16 protein-coding genes are annotated in these 20,252 nt (G+C 60.4%); 10 read left to right on the forward strand and 6 right to left on the reverse strand.

All coding sequences use genetic code 11. From position 1 onward, the window contains the following. The first annotated feature begins 412 nt into the window (after nucleotides 1-412). Genes ACIOMR_RS27250 through ACIOMR_RS27260 form a run of 3 tightly spaced genes read left to right on the forward strand, consistent with a single transcriptional unit; the run spans nucleotide 413 to nucleotide 3,043 of the window. Entirely contained in the window at nucleotides 413-1,852 is a 1,440-nt protein-coding gene (locus ACIOMR_RS27250) for a cytochrome ubiquinol oxidase subunit I (protein WP_008432808.1), read from the forward strand. A 3-nt stretch (nucleotides 1,853-1,855) separates the two neighbouring features. Beyond that, complete coding sequence (gene cydB, locus ACIOMR_RS27255; protein WP_008432810.1) at nucleotides 1,856-2,863, forward strand: cytochrome d ubiquinol oxidase subunit II; 1,008 nt, start codon at nucleotides 1,856-1,858, stop codon at nucleotides 2,861-2,863. 12 nt (nucleotides 2,864-2,875) lie between these two features. Further along, nucleotides 2,876-3,043 (forward strand): DUF2474 domain-containing protein, encoded by a 168-nt coding sequence (locus tag ACIOMR_RS27260; RefSeq protein ID WP_003215809.1) that lies wholly within the window; start codon nucleotides 2,876-2,878, stop codon nucleotides 3,041-3,043. Nucleotides 3,044-3,084: 41 nt separating this feature from the next. Here ACIOMR_RS27260 and ACIOMR_RS27265 read toward each other — a convergent pair whose 3' ends face one another. Continuing rightward, nucleotides 3,085-4,209 carry a methyltransferase gene (locus ACIOMR_RS27265; protein WP_401197418.1) on the reverse strand — a complete coding sequence of 375 codons (1,125 nt, stop codon included), beginning with the start codon at nucleotides 4,207-4,209 and terminating at the stop codon, nucleotides 3,085-3,087. A gap of 128 nt (nucleotides 4,210-4,337) precedes the next feature. Continuing rightward, nucleotides 4,338-5,048 carry a LuxR family transcriptional regulator gene (locus ACIOMR_RS27270; RefSeq protein WP_003215813.1) on the reverse strand — a complete coding sequence of 237 codons (711 nt, stop codon included), beginning with the start codon at nucleotides 5,046-5,048 and terminating at the stop codon, nucleotides 4,338-4,340. Nucleotides 5,049-5,452: 404 nt separating this feature from the next. On the opposite strand from ACIOMR_RS27270, the gene ACIOMR_RS27275 reads away from it, so the two are divergent. Then, nucleotides 5,453-6,229, forward strand: coding sequence for a ferredoxin--NADP reductase (locus ACIOMR_RS27275; RefSeq protein ID WP_401197421.1), 777 nt, complete (start codon nucleotides 5,453-5,455; stop codon nucleotides 6,227-6,229). Between the two features lie 40 nt (nucleotides 6,230-6,269). On the opposite strand, the gene mscL is transcribed toward ACIOMR_RS27275, so the two are convergent. Then, complete coding sequence (mscL, locus tag ACIOMR_RS27280) at nucleotides 6,270-6,686, reverse strand: large-conductance mechanosensitive channel protein MscL (RefSeq protein WP_003215816.1); 417 nt, start codon at nucleotides 6,684-6,686, stop codon at nucleotides 6,270-6,272. Between the two features lie 286 nt (nucleotides 6,687-6,972). Between mscL and ACIOMR_RS27285 the strand changes: the two genes are divergently transcribed. The 3 genes from ACIOMR_RS27285 to radA all read left to right on the forward strand — a co-directional run bounded on the left by ACIOMR_RS27285 (nucleotide 6,973) and on the right by radA (nucleotide 10,562). Beyond that, nucleotides 6,973-8,514, forward strand: coding sequence for a catalase (locus tag ACIOMR_RS27285; protein ID WP_401197424.1), 1,542 nt, complete (start codon nucleotides 6,973-6,975; stop codon nucleotides 8,512-8,514). 105 nt (nucleotides 8,515-8,619) lie between these two features. Further along, nucleotides 8,620-9,159 (forward strand): ankyrin repeat domain-containing protein, encoded by a 540-nt coding sequence (locus ACIOMR_RS27290; RefSeq protein ID WP_102369936.1) that lies wholly within the window; start codon nucleotides 8,620-8,622, stop codon nucleotides 9,157-9,159. A gap of 35 nt (nucleotides 9,160-9,194) precedes the next feature. Further along, complete coding sequence (radA, locus tag ACIOMR_RS27295; protein ID WP_003215821.1) at nucleotides 9,195-10,562, forward strand: DNA repair protein RadA; 1,368 nt, start codon at nucleotides 9,195-9,197, stop codon at nucleotides 10,560-10,562. A 115-nt stretch (nucleotides 10,563-10,677) separates the two neighbouring features. On the opposite strand, the gene ACIOMR_RS27300 is transcribed toward radA, so the two are convergent. Next, nucleotides 10,678-11,046, reverse strand: coding sequence for a PilZ domain-containing protein (locus ACIOMR_RS27300; RefSeq protein ID WP_401197428.1), 369 nt, complete (start codon nucleotides 11,044-11,046; stop codon nucleotides 10,678-10,680). 173 nt (nucleotides 11,047-11,219) lie between these two features. Between ACIOMR_RS27300 and ACIOMR_RS27305 the strand changes: the two genes are divergently transcribed. The 3 genes from ACIOMR_RS27305 to yjiA all read left to right on the forward strand — a co-directional run bounded on the left by ACIOMR_RS27305 (nucleotide 11,220) and on the right by yjiA (nucleotide 14,606). Further along, nucleotides 11,220-13,286: a carbon starvation CstA family protein gene (locus ACIOMR_RS27305; protein WP_003215826.1), complete on the forward strand. Its 2,067-nt coding sequence runs from the start codon at nucleotides 11,220-11,222 to the stop codon at nucleotides 13,284-13,286. 15 nt (nucleotides 13,287-13,301) lie between these two features. Further along, nucleotides 13,302-13,499 (forward strand): YbdD/YjiX family protein, encoded by a 198-nt coding sequence (locus ACIOMR_RS27310; RefSeq protein WP_003176208.1) that lies wholly within the window; start codon nucleotides 13,302-13,304, stop codon nucleotides 13,497-13,499. A 147-nt stretch (nucleotides 13,500-13,646) separates the two neighbouring features. Continuing rightward, nucleotides 13,647-14,606, forward strand: coding sequence for a GTPase (yjiA, locus tag ACIOMR_RS27315; protein ID WP_003215828.1), 960 nt, complete (start codon nucleotides 13,647-13,649; stop codon nucleotides 14,604-14,606). 197 nt (nucleotides 14,607-14,803) lie between these two features. Here the strand turns inward: yjiA and glyA are convergent, their stop codons facing one another. Beyond that, a complete protein-coding gene (glyA, locus tag ACIOMR_RS27320; RefSeq protein WP_003215829.1) occupies nucleotides 14,804-16,057 on the reverse strand; it encodes a serine hydroxymethyltransferase in 1,254 nt (417 codons plus the stop codon). A gap of 241 nt (nucleotides 16,058-16,298) precedes the next feature. Next, nucleotides 16,299-20,150, reverse strand: coding sequence for a bifunctional diguanylate cyclase/phosphodiesterase (locus ACIOMR_RS27325; RefSeq protein ID WP_102369934.1), 3,852 nt, complete (start codon nucleotides 20,148-20,150; stop codon nucleotides 16,299-16,301). Nucleotides 20,151-20,252 lie beyond the last annotated feature (102 nt).

A 20,252-nucleotide genomic window follows, 5' to 3' on the forward strand; every position in this document is an offset into this window, starting at 1 on the left:
CCGAGCCTAGGCGAGGTGCCGAGTGGTGGGGCAAGAGCGTTTTGCTTACTTTTGCGCTTTTCAAAAGTGAGCCGCTGTAAGAGCGGAACCAATACCAGCCATCACCCAAATAACGGATATACACCCAAAACACGCCCAATCTCACCAAAGACAACACCCAGTGACCACTGAGGCAACCTGTCACGCGGCAAAAGACCACGCCTTGCTCTCGCGAAAATGGGACTACTCTTTCAGCAATGCTTGATCCAGATCAAAACCTTCGCCGGGATTGCTCTGGCGGCCGCAAGGCCAGAATCCCTGCGTGGTTGGTTATAAAAAGAAACGAATTTGAATTCGCCACACTCCATATCCGTGGGGGCAGTGGGTGCAGGCCTCCAGCCAGCATTCGGTATTACCTGACAGAGGAAGACTTATGTTCGGTTTGGAGGCGCTAGATCTCGCCCGAATTCAATTCGCGTTCACCATCTCATTCCATATCCTGTTCCCGGCCATCACCATCGGCCTGGCCAGTTACCTTGCGGTGCTGGAAGGCCTGTGGCTCAAGACCCACAACGACACCTACCGTGACCTCTACCATTTCTGGTCGAAGATCTTTGCCGTCAACTTCGGCATGGGCGTGGTCTCCGGTCTGGTCATGGCCTATCAGTTCGGCACCAACTGGAGCCGCTTCTCGGACTTCGCCGGTGCCGTCACCGGGCCGTTGCTGACTTATGAGGTGCTCACGGCGTTCTTCCTCGAAGCCGGCTTCCTTGGGGTCATGCTGTTCGGCTGGAACAAGGTCGGGCGCAAGCTGCACTTCTTTGCCACGGTGATGGTGGCCGTCGGCACGCTGATCTCGACTTTCTGGATTCTTGCCTCCAACAGCTGGATGCAGACGCCACAGGGCTTTGAAATCATTGATGGCCGGGTGATTCCCACCGACTGGCTGGCCGTGATCTTCAACCCGTCGTTCCCCTACCGCCTGATGCACATGGCCACGGCCGCGTTCGTCGCTACCGCGTTCTTCGTCGGCTCCTCGGCGGCCTGGCACTTGCTGCGCGGCAAGGACAACCCGGCGATCCGCACCATGCTGTCGATGGCAATGTGGATGGCGCTGATCGTTGCGCCGATCCAGGCGGTCATCGGTGACTTCCACGGCCTGAATACCCTCAAGCATCAACCGGCGAAGATCGCCGCGATTGAAGGCCACTGGGAAAATATCGGCAACGAGCCCACGCCGCTGATCCTGTTCGGCTGGCCGGACATGAAGGCTGAAAAAACCAAGTTCGCAGTAGAAATTCCGTACCTGGGCAGCCTGATCCTGACCCACTCCCTGGACAAGCAGGTGCCGGCCCTCAAGGAGTTTCCGCCTGAGGACCGTCCCAACTCGACCATCGTGTTCTGGTCGTTCCGGGTCATGGTGGGCCTGGGCTTCCTGATGATCTTCACCGGCCTGTTCAGCCTTTGGCTGCGCCGTGGCGACAAAATGTACACGTCCAAGCCGTTCCTGTACCTGGCGCTGTGGATGGGCCCGTCCGGCCTGATCGCGATTCTCGCCGGCTGGTTCACCACCGAGATCGGCCGACAGCCGTGGGTAGTCTACGGGCTGATGCGCACGGCAGACGCCTCGTCCAACCACAGCTTTGCGCAGATGAGCATTACGTTGGTGTTGTTTGTGGTGGTGTACTTCGCGCTGTTCGGCGCGGGCCTGGGCTACATGATGCGCCTGGTGCGCAAAGGGCCTGTGACGCACGAAAGCACCGAGCCTACTCACGGTGGTCCTGGGCAGAAACGCACACCGGCCCGTCCGTTGTCGGCGGCTGATGACAGTGCCGATGCCGATCACGGCGACACCTTGAACAAGGGGAACTGAGCCATGGGTATTGATCTTCCGCTGATCTGGGCCGTGATCATCATCTTCGGCATCATGATGTACGTGGTCATGGACGGCTTTGACCTGGGGATCGGCATTCTCTTCCCGTTCATCCCGGGCAAGACCGACCGTGACGTGATGATGAACACCGTCGCCCCCGTGTGGGACGGCAACGAAACCTGGCTGGTACTCGGCGGCGCGGCGTTGTTTGGCGCGTTCCCGCTGGCCTATTCGGTAGTGCTCTCGGCGCTGTACCTGCCACTGATGCTGATGCTGATCGGGCTGATCTTTCGCGGCGTGGCGTTTGAATTCCGCTTCAAGGCCAAGGACGACAAGCGTCACCTGTGGGACAAGGCCTTCATCGGCGGCTCGCTGGCAGCGACGTTCTTCCAGGGCGTGGCGCTGGGGGCGTTCATTGATGGCATCCCGGTGGTCGACCGGCAGTTTGCCGGTGGCTCCCTGGACTGGCTGACGCCGTTCACGATGTTCTGCGGCGTGGCCTTGATCGTGGCGTATGCGCTGCTGGGCTGCACCTGGCTGATCATGAAGACCGAAGGCAGCTTGCAGGAGAAGATGCACAACCTGGCCCGGCCCCTGGCATTCGTGGTGCTGGCGGTGATCGGTATCGTCAGCCTCTGGACGCCGCTGGCCCACCCGGAAATCGCCTCGCGCTGGTTCACCCTGCCGAACCTGTTCTGGTTCCTGCCGGTGCCGATCCTGGTGCTGGTGACCATGTACGGCCTGATTCGCGCCGTGGCCCGGAATGCGCACTACACGCCGTTCCTGCTGACGCTGGTGCTGATCTTCCTTGGCTACAGTGGCTTGGGGATCAGCCTGTGGCCGAACATCATCCCGCCGTCAGTCTCGATCTGGGACGCCGCCGCACCGCCGCAAAGCCAGGGCTTCATGCTGGTGGGCACCTTGTTCATCATTCCGTTCATCCTGGGCTACACCTTCTGGAGCTACTACGTGTTCCGCGGCAAGGTCACCCACGAAGACGGTTATCACTAGGAGGATTGACTCATGTCCGGCAAACCTTCGTTGCACGACATCGAACAGGCCGAGAAAAAGCCGCTCTGGCAGCGCCTGGGCTGGCTGGCGATGATCTGGACCGGCAGCGTCCTGGCCCTGTTCGTAGTGGCCAGCCTGATGCGCATGTTCATGAATGCCGCGGGCCTGACCACCCACTGACATCCCGTTGTAACTATTGCCCTCCTTCATGGAGGGCTTTTTTATTTGCGCGCCTTGAGGACCACGAACTTCGGCGTGGTCGCCACTTGCTCGACGCCACGGAACAACCGCGCCAACTTGGTGTGATAACCCAAGTGACGGTTGCCGACGATGTACAGGGCGCCGCCCACCACCAACGCTTCCCGCGCTTGCTGGAACATGCGCCAGGCGAGGAAGTCTCCCACCACTTGCTGCTGGTGGAACGGCGGGTTGCACAGCACCACATCCAGTGACTGCGCTTCCTGATCGGCCAGGCCGTCGCCGGGGCGAATCAGCACGTCGCGCTCACCCAGTGCCGCGCGCCAATTCTCGGCGGCCGATTGCACAGCCATATAAGACTCGTCGACCAGCGTGTACTGCGCCTGCGGATTCTGCAGCGCGCTGGCAATTGCCAGTACGCCGTTGCCACAGCCCAGGTCTGCTACCCGGGCGTCCCCCAGGTTTGCCGGAAGGTGCGGCAGGAAGGCCCGGGTGCCGATATCCAGGCCTTCGCGGCAGAACACGTTGGCGTGGTTGAGCAGTTCGATGGCCGGGGTTTCCAGGCTGTAGCGCGTCGGGTAGGGCGATACGGCGTGTGGCCGATCGGCCAGGGTGGCGATCAGCAGTCGGGCCTTTTTTACCGCCAGTGAGGCGTGCATCGGGCCGATGTAGCGCTCCAGCAGTTCGCCGGCAGCCCGTGGCAGGTGCTTGACCATCGCCCCGGCAATCACTTCGGCGCCGGGTGCCAGTTGACCTTGCAGGCGAATCAATTGTTCTTCGAGCAGGGCCAGGGTTTTCGGCACGCGGATCAGTACGCGGTCGAACGGCCCGGCAGGTGTCTGGCTGGCAGGCAGGAACGTTACCGCGTCGAAAGCCTTGCCGTTGCGCGCCAGGTTTTTCTCCAGGCCCAGGGCGCCGAGGAACGAGTCACCACTGGAGGAGACCTGCACATGCCCTTCGAGGCTGGCCGCCAGCGCGCCGAAACTGTCGTTGAGCACCAGGACGCGGGTCGCCGTCGTCAGCTGTTGTTCCGCCAGGTAGCTGAGCAAATACTCATCGGCTGCATCAAACGCTTGCAGCGGGTCGTTGTGCTGTTCTGGCTGACGGATCAGGTCGAGTTGGGCGAAGGGGCTGTCGAGCAGGGGCATGACGGGGGAGACTCTGGGTAAGCGAACCATCGGGGTGAGCGGCGACGCGAGGCGCATCAGGGGCTCGCGTCATCACCCGGAACTGGCCGCAAATGTTACGTTTTTTTCCCCTGGATTACATGCGGTGTTTAAAACAACCCGCATTTGACTGCCGTGATCACTGCGGCAATCTTGTTACTGACCCCCAGTTTCTTCATCGCACTGCTGATATGGAAGCCGACCGTGCGTTCGGACAGGCACAGGATGGTGGCGATGTCCGAGGCGGTCTTGCCCAAGGCCGACCATTGCAGGATTTCGGTTTCCCGCGGGGTCAATTTGCTGGGCGCTTGCGGGCTGGGATTGTCTGCGTATTTTTTGGCCACCACCGCGTGCATGGCGTGGCAAATCCAGAGCACTTGCCCGGCTTTTTCATAGAGTTCTTCAGGGCCCACTGGGCCGGTGGCACGCCCCAGGCTCAACATGCTGAAAACACCCTGGAAGTCATGAACCGATTGGGTCCATCCGAAATTCAGTCCGTTGGACTGGGCATGGGCCCATAAGTCCGGTACCGAAGAAAAGGTTTTCTCGTCCCATACGATCGGTAGAACCGAGCGTTTGCAATGCGCAACCACAGGGTCGAGATCAAAGTAGTGCTCTTGTCTGTACAGCGTATTCCATTCATTGGAATAGTTGTTGAGGTTGATAGTTTTCGTTTGGTTGTTGGGTAGATGGGAACTAAGGGTGAATGCGCAGTATTGGAAGCCAAGCTCGTAGGTAAGGTTGAGGGCAGCTTCGTACATACTGGTTATTTCGCTTTCCCCTTCGAGTTTGGGCAGGCGAGTGTTGTGCCAGTTGACCATCGGTAACTCTCCATGTGAACGGTTCTTACATGGGGTACTTCCAAGGCCCCCGTTTACAGCGTGAAAAATAGTGTAGGACAACGGCTACAGCTCGAAATGAAAATTTGGTTATGTTCAAGCGGGCGTTAGGCCAATAACATTTGTACAACCTGGCTACGGTGTACAGGTTTCAGGCGTTCGATAAGATTTTTTTCCATTAGTTTTAAGAACTTGCTCTAAATGCGCCTTGTTAGTATTTAGTTACACTCCCTCATCTAATGGCTTGTTGGAAGGCGACTAATAGCCAAATATTTAGTACCGCCCAGCGGTTGCCACAATGGGCAGCGGCAATGCCAGCACAAACCATCGGTGTTTCCAGGCGGCGCTTTGGGGGACACTAGGGGCCTCTGCAAATGGAGTTTCCCATGACGGCCAGTGCTGAAAAATACACCCGCCAGACCCTGCTCGACGTGAAATCGCTGACTCCCAGCCTGTTTACCCTGCGCACTACCCGAGACCCTGGTTTTCGCTTTCGCGCCGGGCAATTCGTGCGCCTGGGGGTAACCAAGGCCGATGGCAGCATTGTGTGGCGTGCTTATTCGGTGGTGTCCTCGCCCTTTGACGAGCACCTGGATTTCTTCTCTATCGTCGTGCCGGGTGGCGAGTTCACCAGTGAGCTGAGCCGCCTGCGCGAGGGCGATACCCTGCTGGTGGAACGTCAGGCCACGGGCTTTCTGACCCTGGACCGGTTTGTGGATGGTCGTGATCTGTGGCTGTTGGGCACCGGGACCGGTATTGCGCCGTTTCTCTCGATCCTGCAGGACTTCGAAGTGTGGGAGAAATTCGAGCGGATTATCCTCGTCTATAGTGCCCGCGAAGCAAGGGAGTTGGCTTACCAGTCGTTGATCCAAGAACTGGGCGAACGTGAGTACCTGGCAGAATACGCCCACAAGCTCACCTACATTCCCATTGTCACCCGCGAGCAACATCCGGGCGCGCTGAACGGTCGGATTACCACCTTGATCGAGAACGGTGAATTGGAACGCGCCGCCGGTGTGGAGCTGACCCCCGAGCATTCCAGGGTGATGATTTGCGGTAACCCGCAGATGATCGACGACACGCGTCAGTTGCTGAAACAGCGCGACATGCAACTGAGCCTGACCCGCCGTCCGGGGCAGGTCGCGGTAGAAAACTACTGGTAAAACAAAGGCGCCCTGCAGGCGCCTTTACTTTTTGCCGAGCTTACTCGGGCTTGCTGTTCTGTGCCTTGAGCAGATCGCGGATCTCCCCCAGCAGCACTTCTTCCTTGGTCGGGACCGGCGGCAGGCTAGGTGCCACGGCCTCTTCACGCTTCAGGCGGTTGATGGCCTTCACGCCCATGAAGATCGCAAACGCAACGATCACAAAGTCGATCACGCTCTGGATGAACTTGCCGTACGCCAGTACGACGGCCGGCGCATCGCCCTGGGCGGCTTTAAGCGTTACGGCCAGGTCGCCGAAGTCGACACCCCCGATCAACAGGCCGATAGGTGGCATCACCACGTCGCCTACAAAGGATGAAACAATTTTGCCGAAGGCGGCGCCGATGATAATACCGACCGCCATGTCGACCACATTACCTTTGACCGCGAAGGCCTTGAACTCACTTAACACGCCCATAGGTTATTCCTTGTTACAGATGAGGAGGTAGAAGCCAGTGTAAGACAGTGTGGCGAGGCTTGCTCGACACAACTGCTAACAGTGTCCGTTTTTATCGACACATTAAATCGCAAATAGTTTGCAAAGTGCCACCAATCGCGCGCGGAATACCCGCTATTTCAGTGGGTTACCACACTATTTTTTCAATCGCCATGGTAAGACTTTTCTACTTATCTTCTGACTCGCGGCTCACTAGCCTCTGGCAAGCACAACTCAATGTGCACTAAAAAAACCAGAGGATACCTCGATGAAAAACCCTATTAGCCGCGGGCCTATTTCTGCGCGACAGGTGCTGTTTGCAGTGAGCGCCAGTCTTCTTTCGCTGTCCGTACACGCCGCCAACCTCACGCGCGATAGTGGCGCGGCGGTCGGTGACAATCAGAACTCGCAAACCGCCGGTGCGAATGGCCCGGTCCTGTTGCAAGACGTGCAACTGATCCAGAAGTTGCAGCGCTTTGATCGCGAGCGTATTCCGGAGCGCGTTGTGCACGCCCGTGGCACCGGCGCTCACGGTACTTTCACCGTCACCGATAACCTCAGCGACCTGACCAAGGCCAAGGTGTTTGCCGCCGGCGAAGCCACGCCGGTATTTGTGCGCTTCTCTGCGGTCGTTCACGGCAACCATTCGCCGGAAACCCTGCGTGACCCGCGCGGCTTCGCCACCAAGTTCTACACCGCCGAAGGTAATTGGGACCTGGTCGGTAATAACTTCCCGACGTTCTTTATTCGCGATGCGATCAAGTTTCCGGACATGGTTCACGCCTTTAAACCAGATCCGCGCACTAACCTGGACGATGATTCCCGTCGCTTTGACTTCTTCTCCCATGTTCCGGAGTCCACTCGTACGTTAACCGAGTTGTACTCGGACTCCGGCACTCCAGCCAGTTACCGGGAAATGGACGGTAACGGTGTACATGCCTACAAGTTGATTAACGCCAAGGGCGAAGTGCACTACGTCAAGTTCCACTGGAAGAGCCTGCAAGGCATCAAGAACCTCGATCCTAAACAAGTGACTGAAGTACAGGGCCGTGACTACAGCCATATGACCAATGATTTGGTCACGCACATCAATAAGGGCGACTTCCCCAAGTGGGACCTGTATGTGCAAGTGCTGAAACCGGAAGACCTGGCCAAGTTTGATTTCGACCCGTTGGATGCCACCAAGATCTGGCCGGACGTGCCGGAGCGCAAAGTCGGGCAGATGGTGCTGAACCGCAACCCGGCCAACGTCTTCCAGGAAACCGAGCAAGTCGCCATGGCGCCGGCCAACCTGGTGCCGGGCATCGAGCCGTCGGAAGACCGCCTGCTGCAAGGCCGGGTGTTCTCCTATGCCGATACGCAAATGTACCGCCTGGGGCCAAACGCCCTGCAACTGCCGATCAACGCACCCCGGGTGACCGTCAACAACGGTAACCAGGACGGCGCGATGAATTTCGGCAAGACCACCACTGGCGTGAACTACCAGCCAAGCCGCCTGCTGCCACGGGAAGAGCCGCAAACCGCGCGGTACAGCCAGTCGGCCCTGTCGGGCAGTACGCAGCAAGCGAAGATCCAGCGTGAGCAGAACTTCAAGCAGGCCGGCGACCTGTACCGTTCGTTCAACAAGAAAGAGCGTCAGGACTTGATCGACAACTTCGGCGGCTCCCTGGCCACCACCGATGACGAGAGCAAGCACATCATCCTGTCGTTCCTCTACAAGGCGGATCCGGAGTACGGCACCGGCGTGACCAAAGTGGCCAAGGGCGACCTGGCCCGCGTCAAGGCATTGGCCGAAAAGCTGACCGACTAACCGCCCACGCTCCCTGTAGGAGCCGGCTTGCCGGCGATAACGCCCACAAGTACGCCATCGCCGGCAAGCCGGCTCCTACAGGTGGCACATCACTGAGAATTTGCCATGCGAATCTTTATAGGCGCTGTCCTTGCGTGTTTGTCGTTCAGCGTATTGGCCGAACAAGCTGCCCCGGCCGCGCTTAAGGCACAACTGCAGGATTACTACTTCGACGCCGCCCGCCGTGGCGACGTGGAAATGCTCAACACCTTCATCGAATCCGGCTATTCGCTGAACACCCAGGATGAAAAAGGCTACACGGCGCTGATTCTCGCCGCCTATCACGGTGAAAGTGCCTACGTGGACCGATTGCTCGCCGCCGGCGCCGATGCCTGCGTGCAGGACAAACGCGGCAACACCGCGTTGATGGGCGCGATCTTCAAGGGTGAGCTGAAAATCGCCCAGCGCCTGCTCGCCACCGACTGCAACCCCGACCAGCGCAACGGCGCCGGACAAACGGCGGCCATGTATGCCGGGCTGTTCAAACGCGTGGAACTGCTGGATGAACTGAAAGCCAAGGGCGCCGATCTGAATGCCGAAGACCCGATCGGTAACAGCGCTTCACGTTTGGCCAGCGGTGAAATCCGTACCCCGGCGCCGCGCTGAGCTATCATCGCGGTTTTTCGGTTGGAGGTTCTCAAATGGCAAAGGCCAAGCGCATGTATGGCTGCACGGAGTGCGGCGCGACCTTTCCCAAGTGGGCCGGCCAGTGCACGGAATGCGGTGCGTGGAACACCCTGACCGAAACCATGATCGAGAGCGGCGGCGCCGTGGCCCCCAGTGGCCGTTCCGGCTGGACCGGGCAACAAACCCAGATCAAGACCCTGGCCGAAGTCAGCGTCGAAGAAATCCCGCGTTTCTCCACCGCTTCCGGTGAACTGGACCGGGTGCTGGGCGGCGGCCTGGTGGATGGTTCGGTGGTACTGATCGGCGGTGACCCGGGCATCGGTAAATCCACGATCCTGCTGCAAACCCTGTGCAGCATCGCCAGCCGCATGCCGGCGTTGTATGTCACCGGCGAAGAATCCCAGCAGCAGGTGGCCATGCGTGCGCGCCGCCTGGGCTTGCCTCAGGACCAACTGCGGGTGATGACCGAAACCTGCATCGAAAGCATCATCGCCACCGCGCGCCTGGAAAAGCCCAAGGTGATGGTGATCGATTCGATCCAGACGATTTTCACCGAGCAACTGCAATCGGCACCGGGTGGCGTGTCCCAGGTGCGGGAAAGTGCCGCGCTGCTGGTGCGCTATGCGAAACAGAGCGGCACGGCGATTTTCCTGGTGGGCCACGTGACGAAAGAAGGCGCACTGGCCGGCCCGCGGGTGCTGGAACACATGGTCGACACCGTGCTGTATTTCGAAGGCGAGTCCGACGGGCGGTTGCGTTTGTTGCGGGCGGTGAAGAACCGTTTTGGCGCAGTCAACGAGCTGGGTGTGTTCGCCATGACTGACCGGGGCTTGAAAGAAGTCTCCAACCCGTCAGCGATTTTTCTTACCCGCGCCCAGGAAGAAGTCCCGGGCAGTGTGGTGATGGCAACGTGGGAAGGGACCCGACCGATGCTGGTGGAAGTCCAGGCGCTGGTGGACGACAGCCACTTGGCCAACCCGCGTCGTGTCACCCTGGGCCTGGACCAGAACCGGCTGGCGATGTTGCTGGCGGTATTGCACCGCCACGGCGGCATTCCCACCCATGACCAGGACGTGTTCCTCAACGTGGTGGGCGGGGTCAAGGTGCTGGAAACCGCGTCTGACCTGGCGTTGATGGCGGCGGTGATGTCCAGCCTGCGCAACCGGCCGTTGCCCCATGACTTGCTGGTGTTTGGCGAAGTGGGCCTGTCGGGTGAAGTGCGCCCGGTGCCCAGCGGCCAGGAGCGCCTGAAGGAAGCGGCCAAGCATGGCTTCAAGCGCGCCATCGTGCCCAAGGGCAATGCGCCGAAAGAAATGCCACCGGGGCTGCAAGTGATCGGGGTAACGCGCCTGGAGCAGGCGCTGGATGCCCTGTTCGAATAGTCGCCAGCCACACATCCCCCTTGTGGGAGCCGGGCTTGCCCGCGATGGCGGTGTATCAGCTGATTGATATGCAAACTGACACACCGCCATCACAGGCAAGCCAGCTCCCACATGCTCAGGTCTCCAGCAAGGCGGCGAATTCCCGCTCCAGTTCTTCCTGATCGCCCAGGTTCAGCTCGATTATCCGCCGCAGGTGGCTGATGGAGTCGAGGTCGATGTGTTCGCACACAAAGCCGAGCTGCCCATGATCGTCGTGGGTCAGCCGCACCTGCATCTTCACGTCGGTCTCGGCGTCGAGATGAATGTCCACATCGAACGATTCGTAGCGATGGCCGTGCCATTCTTGCGGCCGTTGCACCAGCAAGCCCTTGAGCGACAAATCTACCAATTGCACCGGCCAGACACGGCCGTCTTGCGTGAGCTCGGTCCTGGCGTCGAAGGCAATGCGTCGGAAACGGCGTCGGTCTGAAGGCTGTTCGCTCATGGTGAAACCCTCTGTGGATAAAGGAATTGTAGCCGTGCGCCATCATGGGGCGGTTTTTTCTGCTTTTTTTGCCCCGGCAAGGCTCTAGACCAACGTAGGGGGGTGGCCTTTAAGGCCAGTAGCGCTAAACTCGGGATGGCTGTCTTTCTGTCCACCCTGGCTGGAATATAAAAATGAAAAATAATAATAGCCTGCTACGCCATCTACCCTGGCTGCTGCTGGCAATCGTAGGAGCGTGCGCCCTGGGCGTAGTGGCCTTGCGCCGCGGCGAGGCGATCAACGCCTTGTGGATCGTGGTCGCAGCAGTGGCCATTTATCTGGTTGCTTACCGTTACTACAGTCTGTTCATCGCTAACCATGTGATGCAGCTCGATCCACTGCGGGCTACCCCCGCTGTGCTGAACAACGACGGTCTGGACTATGTGCCGACCAACAAACACATCCTTTTTGGTCACCACTTCGCGGCAATCGCCGGCGCAGGGCCTTTGGTCGGCCCGGTACTGGCGGCGCAGATGGGCTACCTGCCCGGCACGTTGTGGCTGATCGCCGGCGTGGTGCTGGCCGGGGCGGTGCAGGACTTCATGGTCCTGTTCCTGTCCACTCGTCGCAACGGCCGTTCCCTGGGGGACATGGTCCGCGAAGAAATGGGCCGTGTGCCCGGGACCATCGCGCTGTTCGGCTGCTTCCTGATCATGATCATCATCCTCGCGGTGCTGGCGCTGATCGTGGTCAAGGCCCTGGCCGAAAGCCCGTGGGGCATCTTCACGGTGATGGCAACCATCCCGATCGCGATGTTCATGGGCATCTACATGCGCTACATCCGCCCGGGCCGCATCGGTGAAATCTCGATTGTCGGCGTGCTGTTGCTGCTGGGTTCGATCTGGCTGGGCGGGCAGATTGCCGCTGACCCGGTGTGGGCCAAGGCCTTCAGCTTCACCGGCATCCAGATCACCTGGATGCTGGTGGGTTATGGCTTCGTGGCTGCCGTGCTGCCAGTGTGGCTGATCCTCGCACCACGGGACTACCTGTCTACGTTCCTGAAAATCGGCACCATCATCGCCCTGGCGATTGGCATCCTGGTGACCATGCCCGACCTGAAAATGCCGGCGCTGACCCAGTTCATCGATGGCACCGGCCCGGTGTGGAAGGGCGGCCTGTTCCCGTTCCTGTTCATCACCATCGCCTGTGGCGCGGTCTCGGGTTTCCACGCACTGATCTCCTCGGGCACCACGCCCAAGTTGCTGGCCAGTGAAGGGCACGCCCGTTACATCGGCTACGGCGGCATGTTGATGGAGTCGTTCGTGGCCATCATGGCGATGGTTGCCGCTTCGGTGATCGAGCCAGGGGTGTACTTCGCCATGAACAGCCCGGCCGCGATTGTCGGCGGTGACGTGGTGGCTGTGGCGCAAACCGTCAGCAGCTGGGGTTTTGCAATTACCCCGGAAGCGTTGCAGGCGGTGGCCCATGACATTGGTGAGTCCACCATCCTGGCCCGTGCCGGTGGTGCGCCGACCCTGGCGGTGGGTATCGCGCAGATCCTGCACAGCGTCCTGCCGGGTGAAAACACCATGGCGTTCTGGTACCACTTTGCGATCCTGTTCGAAGCGCTGTTCATCCTGACCGCAGTCGACGCCGGTACCCGTGCCGGTCGCTTCATGCTTCAGGATTTGCTCGGCTCCTTCGTGCCGGCGCTCAAGCGTACCGAGTCCTGGACGGCCAACCTGATCGCCACCGCAGGTTGCGTGGCGATGTGGGGTTACCTGCTGTACCAGGGCGTGATCGACCCACTGGGCGGCATCAACACCTTGTGGCCGCTGTTCGGTATCTCCAACCAGATGCTGGCCGGTATCGCGCTGATGCTCGCCACGGTTGTGCTGATCAAAATGAAACGCCAGCGCTACATCTGGGTGACCATGCTGCCAGCCGTATGGCTGCTGATCTGCACCGTGACCGCAGGCTTCATCAAGCTGTTCGACGCCAACCCGGCGATCGGCTTCCTGTCGCTGGCCAAGAAATACAGCGATGCCCTGGCCGGCGGCCAGATCCTCGCACCGGCCAAGAGCATCGACCAGATGCAACACGTGATCTGGAACGCCTACACCAACGCAACGCTGACGGCGCTGTTCCTGTTCGTGGTCTTCAGCATCCTGTTCTATGCGCTCAAGGTCGGCATTGCTGCCTGGGGCAAAAAGGAACGTACGGATAAAGAAGCGCCATACCAGGCCATCCCGGACGCTTGATAGAGGATTGCAATCATGTTCAATGACATCAGTCGCCTCGGTAAATACCTCGGTCAGGCCGCGCGCCTGATGGTCGGCATGCCCGACTACGACACCTACGTCGAGCATATGCAAACCAAACACCCGGACAAACCGATGATGGACTACAAGGCGTTCTTCCGGGAACGCCAGGAGGCCCGTTACGGCGGCAAGGGTGGGCCCAAGTGCTGCTAACCCGGTAGTTCGGGCTGCGGTGATCCCTTGTGGGAGCGGGCTTGCTCGCGAAGGCGGTCTTTCAGTGATGCATGTGCTGACTGACACGCCGCCTTCGCGAGCAAGCCCGCTCCCACATTTGTTTTGTGTTTCTTCAAGGAGAATTCTTTGTCCTCTCCCATTCCCGTCACCGTCCTCAGCGGCTTCCTCGGCGCTGGCAAGACCACCTTGTTGCGTCACCTGCTCAAGGCCGAGCACGGCTTGAAAATCGCCGTGATCGAAAATGAATTCAGCGACGCCGGTATCGACACCCAACTGCTGGGCAGCGAGCCGGTGCAAGTCATGACCCTGTCCAATGGCTGTGTGTGTTGCACCATCCACACTGACCTGACCAAGGCCCTATACCTGTTGCTGGAGCGCCTGGACAGCGGCGAGATCGCCTTCGACCGCCTGGTGATCGAGTGCACCGGCCTGGCCGACCCGGCCCCCGTGGCCCAGACCTTTTTCATCGATGAAGAACTGCGCGAGCGCTACATCCTCGACGGCATCATCACCCTGGTGGACGCGGCCCACGCCGAGCACCACCTGACCCAGACCATCGCCCAGGCGCAGATCGGGTTTGCCGACCGCCTGCTGGTGAGCAAGCGCGACCTGGTGGACGATGCCACCTTCGACGCCCTCAGCGAGCGCCTGACTCGTATCAACCGCCGGGCGCCGATTCGTGTGGTGGAACACGGCAAGATCGACCTCGCCGAACTGCTGGATGTGCGCGGCTTCAACCTCAACGCCGGCATGAGCTTGCGCCCGGTGAGCCAGGCGCCGTCCATCGATCGTATTTCCAGCCTGGTGTTGCGCACTGACCAGCCGCTGGATATCGACAAACTCAGCGAGTTCATGAACGAGCTGCTGGAAGACCACGGCAAGCAATTGCTGCGCTACAAAGGCGTGCTGAACATTGCCGGGGAAGACCGGCGCATGGTGTTCCAGGGCGTGCTGAAGCTCTACGGGTTCGATTGGGACACCGAATGGGCCGAAGGCGAAGCGCGGGAAAGTGTGATTGTGTTTATTGCTGACGAGTTGCCGGAAGAGAAGATTCGCGAAGGCTTTGCGCGGGTTTACCAATCCTGACTTGAAATGCAGTCAAAATGTGGGAGCGGGCTTGCTCGCGAAAGCGGTGTATCAGTCAGCCCATGCATCAACTGACACAGCGCTTTCGCGAGCAAGCCCGCTCCCACATTTGATGTCATTTCAAATTGAGAAAGCAGCGTTTTCAGGCATAAAAAAGCCCGGCTCAAGAGCCGGGCTTTTCATTCAAGCAACTGCAATCAAGCGCCATATACCGGCAGCTTCTTGCAGATGGCCTTGACCTTCTCACGAACAGAATCAATCACTGCTTCGTTGTTCAGGTCAGCCAGGATGTCGCAGATCCAGCCAGCCAGTTCCTTGCACTCTGCTTCCTTGAAGCCACGAGTGGTCACAGCCGGGGTGCCGAAGCGCAGGCCGGAGGTGACGAACGGCGAACGTGGGTCGTTCGGTACCGAGTTCTTGTTCACGGTGATGAAGGCTTTGCCCAGAGCGGCGTCAGCGTCTTTACCGGAGATGTCCTGCTTGATCAGCGACAGCAGGAACAGGTGGTTCTCAGTACCGCCGGACACCACGTCAAAACCGCGCTCGATGAACACGCCGGCCATGGCCTTGGCGTTTTTCACCACTTGCTGCTGGTAGGTCTTGAACTCAGGCTGCAGGGCTTCCTTGAAGCAGATCGCTTTGGCGGCGATCACGTGCTCCAGCGGGCCACCCTGGCCGCCCGGGAATACCGCGGAGTTCAGCTTCTTCTCGATCTCGGCGTTGGCGCGAGCCAGGATCAGGCCGCCACGTGGACCGCGCAGGGTCTTGTGGGTGGTGGTGGTCACGACGTCAGCGAACGGCACCGGGTTCGGGTAGACGCCAGCGGCGACCAGACCGGCCACGTGGGCCATGTCGACGAACAGGTAGGCGCCGACCTTGTCAGCGATTTCGCGGAAGCGTGGGAAATCCAGGATCTGCGAGTAGGCAGAGAAACCGGCCACGATCATTTTTGGCTTGTGCTCAACGGCCAGGCGCTCGACTTCGTCGTAGTCGATCAGGCCGTTGCCGTCGATGCCGTACTGAACGGCGTTGTACAGCTTGCCGGAGGAGGAAACGCTGGCGCCGTGGGTCAGGTGACCGCCGTGGGCCAGGCTCATGCCCAGGATGGTGTCGCCCGCTTGCAGCAGGGCCAGGTACACGGCGCTGTTGGCTTGGGAGCCGGCGTGTGGCTGGACGTTGGCGTAATCGGCGCCGAACAGTTCCTTGGCGCGGTCGATGGCCAGTTGCTCAACGATGTCGACGAACTCGCAACCGCCGTAGTAGCGCTTGCCCGGATAGCCTTCGGCGTACTTGTTGGTCAGAACCGAACCTTGAGCCTCCATCACGGCGGGGCTGGTGTAGTTTTCCGAAGCGATCAGCTCAATGTGCTCTTCCTGGCGCTGAGCTTCTTGCTCCATGGCGGCAAAGAGATCGGCGTCGTACTTGGCAATAGTCAAATCACGGCTGAACATGGCGGTCCTCAAGGATCGGGGGCAGAAAAGAAGCGCATTCTAACCCAATGGGTTTTAGATGGCATATGAAAGGACATCATGTCGCGGACAAGCGGGGCTCATCTGGGGATAGGTGGTGTTTGTTCGGGCCCCTTCGCGAGCAAGCCCGCTCCCACATTCAATCGGGTTCCTTCAGGTGGAATACGGTCGAATGTGGGAGCGGGCTTGCTCGCGATGAGGCCATCAGCATCACCTGAGGATTTCAATCGAACATGAACAGCGCATCATTGCTGAACTGCGCCTCAAACCGGTTCGCCGGCATCGGTCGCCCGAACAGGTAGCCCTGCACCTCATCGCAACCGTGCTCCCGCAGGAAGTCCAGCTGCTCATGGGTTTCCACACCCTCGGCGATCACCGCCAGGTTCAGGCTGTGGGCCATGGCGATAATCGCCCGGGCAATCTGCGCATCCTGCTCACCCGACGGCAGGCCGTCGACAAAGGTGCGGTCGATCTTCAGCACGTCGATGGGGAACTGCTTGAGGTAGTTCAGCGATGAATAACCGGTGCCGAAGTCATCTACCGCGATGCTCAGGCCGAGGTTTTTCAGGCTGGCGAGGATCTGCATCGCTTCGTTGACCTCGCGCATCAGGATACTTTCGGTCAGCTCCAGCTCCAGGCACGCCGGCGGCAGGCCGGTGTCCTTGAGGATGGTGGCGATGCGCTCGCCCAGTTGCCCGTCGGAGAACTGCCGGGCCGAAATGTTGACCGAGACCTTGGGTACCCGCACCTTGTTCTGGTGCCAGGTCTTGAGTTGGCGGCAGGCTTCGCTGATCACCCAGTCACCCACGTCCACCACCAGCCCCAACTCCTCCAACACCGGGATGAAGTCCCCCGGCGGCACTAGCCCGCGACGCGGATGGCGCCAGCGCAGCAGGGCTTCGGCGCCGGTCAAACGTTTGCCGTCGCCGCTGAACTGCGGCTGGTAATACAGCACGAATTCGTTCTGTTCCAGGGCGTGGCGCAGGTCGCTTTCCAGCTCCAGGCGTTCCAGGGCGCTGGCGTTCATGTCGGCCTGGTAGAACTGGAAGTTGTTCTTGCCCCGCTCCTTGGCGTGGTACATCGCCGTGTCGGCGTTTTTCATCAACTGGCTGAGTTCGTTGCCGTCCTGCGGGCTCAGGGCGATGCCGATACTGGCGGTGACGAAGAACTCGCGGCCCTCCAGCACAAACGGCTTCACCAGGCTGGCCAGAATCTGCTCGGCCACGTGAATCGCCCGGTTCAGCGCCATCTCACGGTTGACCCGCGGTTGCAGCAGCAAGGTGAACTCGTCGCCACCCATGCGCGCCACGGTGTCGTCTTCGGCGACGCAGCCCAGCAGGCGGGTGGCCATTTCCTTGAGCATGCGGTCGCCGGCGGCGTGGCCCAGGGAGTCGTTGATCGGCTTGAAGCGGTCTAGGTCGAGGAACATCAACACCACCCACGACTTCTGCCGTTCCGCCGATTGCAGCGCGGTGTGCAGGCGGTCCTGGAACAGCGTGCGGTTGGGCAGGTGGGTCAGGGCGTCGTAGTAGGCCAGGCGGTGGATGCGCTGCTCGCTGGCCTTGCGTTCGCTGATGTCGCTGAAGAAGCACACGTAGCTGGCCAGGTCGCCTTCGTCATCGAACACGGCAGTAATTCCGACCCAGGCCGGGTAATGCTCGCCGTTGCGGCGCTTGAGCCACACTTCGCCTTCCCAGGTGCTGTGCTGGTGCAATTGCTTGAGCACGTAGCGCAGGTGGGCTTCCTGCTGTTCGTCGACGGTGAGCATGTTCGGCAACTGGTCGAGCACGTCCGCCACCGCATAACCGCTGACCCGGCTGAACGCCTCGTTGGCCTGCACGATGTAGCCGGCCGGGTCGGTGATCAGGATCGCCGAGGTGGAGTGTTCGAATACCGTGGCCGCCATGCGCAGGTCTTTTTCCGCACGGCGCTGCTGGCTGATATCGCGACCCACGCCAAGGATGCCCTCGAACGCGCCGTGTTCGTCCCACACCAGCACCAGGCGCAGTTCGATGGGGATCTTGCGCCCGTCGGCCCGCAGGCAGTCGAACAGGAACAGTTGGGTCTGCACGTCGTTGCGCAAGGCCGCGAGGGATTCGGGTTGGTCCAGGGCGCGGCTGACTTGCTCCACCAGGGAGTAGATACCGGTCAGTTGCTGCGGGTTGGCGATGGTCGATTGCCAGCCGTTTTCGAAGATCCAGTCGACGTCATAGCCCAGCACCGCGTTCACCGAAGGGCTGACGTAGTTGAGGGCCAGCTTGCTGTCGGTGGAGAAGATTACGTCGCTGATGCTTTCCGCCAGCATGCGGTAGCGCTGTTCGCTGTCACGCAGGGATTCACTGGCTTCGATCTGGTCGGTGATGTCCTTGGCCACGCCGATGATGCGCGTCACCTGGTCAGTCTTGTCACGGGCCAGGGCCTGTTCGCGGATGTCGAAGCGCCGCCATTGGTTGTTGCGGTGGCGAAAGCGCAACTGGCACTGCAACTGGCTCAGGTAGCCGGCCTGGCGCTGTTGCAGGCGCAGGTCGTGGTAACGCTCGGCGTCTTCGGGGTGCAGCAGGATCTCCCAGAAGTACTCGCCCATCTGCTGCAGCTCGGGCTTGTTGTAGCCCAGGGTGTGGCCCAGGTGGTGGTTGCTGAAAATCATCCGCTGGCTGATCACGTCCTGCACATACAGGTGATCGGGCACGGTGCGCACCACGTCCGACCAGAAACCCTCGCGCTCCACCAGTGACAACTCGATCAGCTTGCGGCTGGTGATGTCGCTGATGCTCAGGATCACGGCCTTGAAGTCGTCCTGTTGTTCCGGCAGGCGCATCACCAGCCACAGGTATTGGTCGTTGCCTTCGATATCGCTGAGCTGGATTTCCAGTTCAAGCTGCTTCTGCTGGGTCAGCACCGCGTCGATCACCTGGTTGCCGATGGCGGTCGGGCTCGACGGGCAGGCGTCGATCAGGCGTTCCCAGGCCTGCTCGCAAGAGGCAACATTCAGCAAGCGCACCGCCACCTGGTTGACCTCGGTGATGCGCAGTTCCTTGAGCAGTTGCTGGCGCTGTTCCGGGTTGTCTTGCAGCAACTGTTGCAACTGCTCGCGGGTTTGCAGTCGGGCTCTATCGAAGAACGCGCGCAGGCCCGACAGGTCGAGCACGCACAGGGCCACGCCGGTGCCTTCGAAAATATCCTGGTAGCGCCGGCGGCCCTCGTGCACCTGGCGCTGGCGGCGGCGCATGTTCAGCAGCACGATCACCGGGATCAGCGAGAAGGCCAGGCCCAGCAAGCATTTGCCGATAAAGGCCGGCAGCAGTTGCTCCAGCACGGCGGCGCGGTCGAACAGGCCGCGCAGTTGCCAGTCGCTCTTGCTCAGGGGCGTGACCAGTACACTTTTGTTCAATTCGTCCGGGGTCAACGCGGTGGCCCATTGGGCCGGCATCCCGCTGTCACGGCTGACCACCCGGTGGTTCAGGCGGTTTTCGATGACCCACATCGGGCGCTGGCCCTGGCCATCCTGGCGGGTCAGGTTGGCCAGGTAATTGGGGGCCAGGCGCAAGGCCCAGTACATCTTGGTGCCGCCGCTGGGCTGGTGCAGCAGCAGGTAGATGACGGTGCCGTCGTTGTTGTTGCTCAGGTAATAGGACTGGGCGTGGCTGCGCTTGACCAGTTCTTCGAGCCAGGCGCTGTCCTGGCTGTCGCTGGCGCTGTCACTGATCATCGCGCCGCTGGGGGCGAGCAGGGCGACGCTGCGCAACTCCGGCAAGGAGCGTTGCAAGGTGCGCATCAGGATTTGTTGCTGTTCGGCGTCCCGCGGCGGTTCGACGATCGGCAGCAGGTTCAGCGCAATCTGCGCACTGAGGGCCATGTTCAGGCTGATCTGTTCGGCCAGGTCGGCGCTGTAGTCGATGGTGTATTGCTGCTGGTTTTTCTGGTTTTGCTGCAACTGGTCCAGCAGTTGCCAGAACAATAACGCGAGCAGCAACAGGACCAGCGTCGCCAATGCGCCCTTCAGGGTTCCGTGCAGGGGCGCTCCCGGCGCTATATGAGCGGCGCGCAGGGGAGTTGGCGGCGTTACGTTGGACAAACTGTGATCCTGCGGTTTGGCTGGACTGGCGCGCGACGTGCACTATAAGCCGGACGCCCGGAGGGCGGCTAGCATGCCTTGTGTTGTGGCAAAGTGCCAGCC

Source organism: Pseudomonas sp. NPDC087814, from assembly GCF_044742865.1.
Taxonomy (GTDB): Bacteria; Pseudomonadota; Gammaproteobacteria; order Pseudomonadales; family Pseudomonadaceae; genus Aquipseudomonas.

Coding starts and splice junctions, on each gene's coding strand:
- ACIOMR_RS27250 (WP_008432808.1), top strand. CDS start 413: ATGTTCGGTTTGGAGGCGCTAGATCTCGCCCGAATTCAATTCGCGTTC.
- cydB (WP_008432810.1), top strand. CDS start 1,856: ATGGGTATTGATCTTCCGCTGATCTGGGCCGTGATCATCATCTTCGGC.
- ACIOMR_RS27260 (WP_003215809.1), top strand. CDS start 2,876: ATGTCCGGCAAACCTTCGTTGCACGACATCGAACAGGCCGAGAAAAAG.
- ACIOMR_RS27265 (WP_401197418.1), bottom strand. CDS start 4,209: ATGCCCCTGCTCGACAGCCCCTTCGCCCAACTCGACCTGATCCGTCAG.
- ACIOMR_RS27270 (WP_003215813.1), bottom strand. CDS start 5,048: ATGGTCAACTGGCACAACACTCGCCTGCCCAAACTCGAAGGGGAAAGC.
- ACIOMR_RS27275 (WP_401197421.1), top strand. CDS start 5,453: ATGACGGCCAGTGCTGAAAAATACACCCGCCAGACCCTGCTCGACGTG.
- mscL (WP_003215816.1), bottom strand. CDS start 6,686: ATGGGCGTGTTAAGTGAGTTCAAGGCCTTCGCGGTCAAAGGTAATGTG.
- ACIOMR_RS27285 (WP_401197424.1), top strand. CDS start 6,973: ATGAAAAACCCTATTAGCCGCGGGCCTATTTCTGCGCGACAGGTGCTG.
- ACIOMR_RS27290 (WP_102369936.1), top strand. CDS start 8,620: ATGCGAATCTTTATAGGCGCTGTCCTTGCGTGTTTGTCGTTCAGCGTA.
- radA (WP_003215821.1), top strand. CDS start 9,195: ATGGCAAAGGCCAAGCGCATGTATGGCTGCACGGAGTGCGGCGCGACC.
- ACIOMR_RS27300 (WP_401197428.1), bottom strand. CDS start 11,046: ATGAGCGAACAGCCTTCAGACCGACGCCGTTTCCGACGCATTGCCTTC.
- ACIOMR_RS27305 (WP_003215826.1), top strand. CDS start 11,220: ATGAAAAATAATAATAGCCTGCTACGCCATCTACCCTGGCTGCTGCTG.
- ACIOMR_RS27310 (WP_003176208.1), top strand. CDS start 13,302: ATGTTCAATGACATCAGTCGCCTCGGTAAATACCTCGGTCAGGCCGCG.
- glyA (WP_003215829.1), bottom strand. CDS start 16,057: ATGTTCAGCCGTGATTTGACTATTGCCAAGTACGACGCCGATCTCTTT.